General features: G+C 23.1%; 2 protein-coding genes and 1 pseudogene. All 3 read left to right on the forward strand.

From position 1 onward, the window contains the following. Positions 1–84 precede the first annotated feature (84 nt). Complete coding sequence (locus ON17_RS02595; RefSeq protein WP_017191948.1) at positions 85–456, forward strand: SVM family protein; 372 nt, start codon at positions 85–87, stop codon at positions 454–456. Between the two features lie 102 nt (positions 457–558). Beyond that, positions 559–765 carry a hypothetical protein gene (locus tag ON17_RS02600; RefSeq protein ID WP_017191949.1) on the forward strand — a complete coding sequence of 69 codons (207 nt, stop codon included), beginning with the start codon at positions 559–561 and terminating at the stop codon, positions 763–765. 225 nt (positions 766–990) lie between these two features. Beyond that, positions 991–1,190, forward strand: a pseudogene (locus ON17_RS03930) (YqaJ viral recombinase family protein); the annotation flags it as partial.

Raw genomic sequence — 1,190 nt, forward strand, 5'->3', positions numbered from 1 at the left:
ACTAAAATGAAACCAAAAGAAGTCAAAATGAAATATCAATTTAACAATAATTGGTAAATAAAAAATTAAAGGAGATTTCATATAATGTTTAAATTACAAAATCAATTTAAAATAATAAATATTTGTTTATTCGCTTTTTTAGGGTTATTTTTAATCACTAATAATCAACAAGTAATGGGGATGAACAAAGATATTGCTAGCACTAGTAATAATAACCAAAACATAACTAATTACTCTATTGAAGAAAATATAATTAATTTAAAATATAAAATTCGGGAAAATGCAGTTAAAAAAATAAATACAGAAAAAGAAATACAACAATTATCAAATGATGAACCTAGAAAAAATATTCTTTTAACCTTAAAACAAAATTTAGAAAATTTAATTTCTAATCAAAAAGAACAATTAAAAACTTATAAAATACTTTTAAAAAATTTAAATGATGAAAATAATTAATTTGTTTTTAATATAAATAAAAACATTTAATTCTTTATAAAGACCCTTCGCAAGGGTCTTTTTTTATTACCCAAAACTTAAAAAAGAAAGGAACTATTAAATATGTTCATTAAAAAAAACTTATCATTTTTATCCAGTAACATCATCTTTATTTTATTATTAATGCCTTTTTATCTCATCTTTTATTTAATCAAATTCTATCTTTTTACTTACCAATTAAGCATCCAAAGATTAAAACAAGGAATAGTAGTTCAATTTTATCAATATCTAACCACCACTAAAACTAATAATCATGTGGAACCTAATTAATACTTGGTTAACAAAATTAAATAATTGGTTTGTTACTATAAGTAATTGTTTTTTTAATAATCAAAACCAATGGCTTAATTTAGTTTTATTAACCATTATTTTATTATTTCTACCTCATCTCTTATGTTTAATTGATTTTCTTTTAAAAACTTTATTTCATACAAGCAGATTTATTTATTATTTAGGCCGATATATCATCTCATTATTTAAGAAAGGGAAATAACGATGCAAATCACATTATCTCAACGCACCAAAGAATGGTACCAACACCAAAAAATACATTAACGCCTCCGAAATTGGCAGTATCACTGGCAATGATAAATTCCGTTCTTTAGAACAATTAGTTCATGACAAAATCTTTGGTACTACTTTCACAAGCAACAAATACACCGAACACGGTAATAAAATGGAACCCCTAGCGAGAA

Source organism: Poinsettia branch-inducing phytoplasma str. JR1 (genome assembly GCF_000309465.1).
In the GTDB taxonomy this organism is placed as follows: domain Bacteria; phylum Bacillota_I; class Bacilli_A; order Acholeplasmatales; family Acholeplasmataceae; genus Phytoplasma; species Phytoplasma pruni.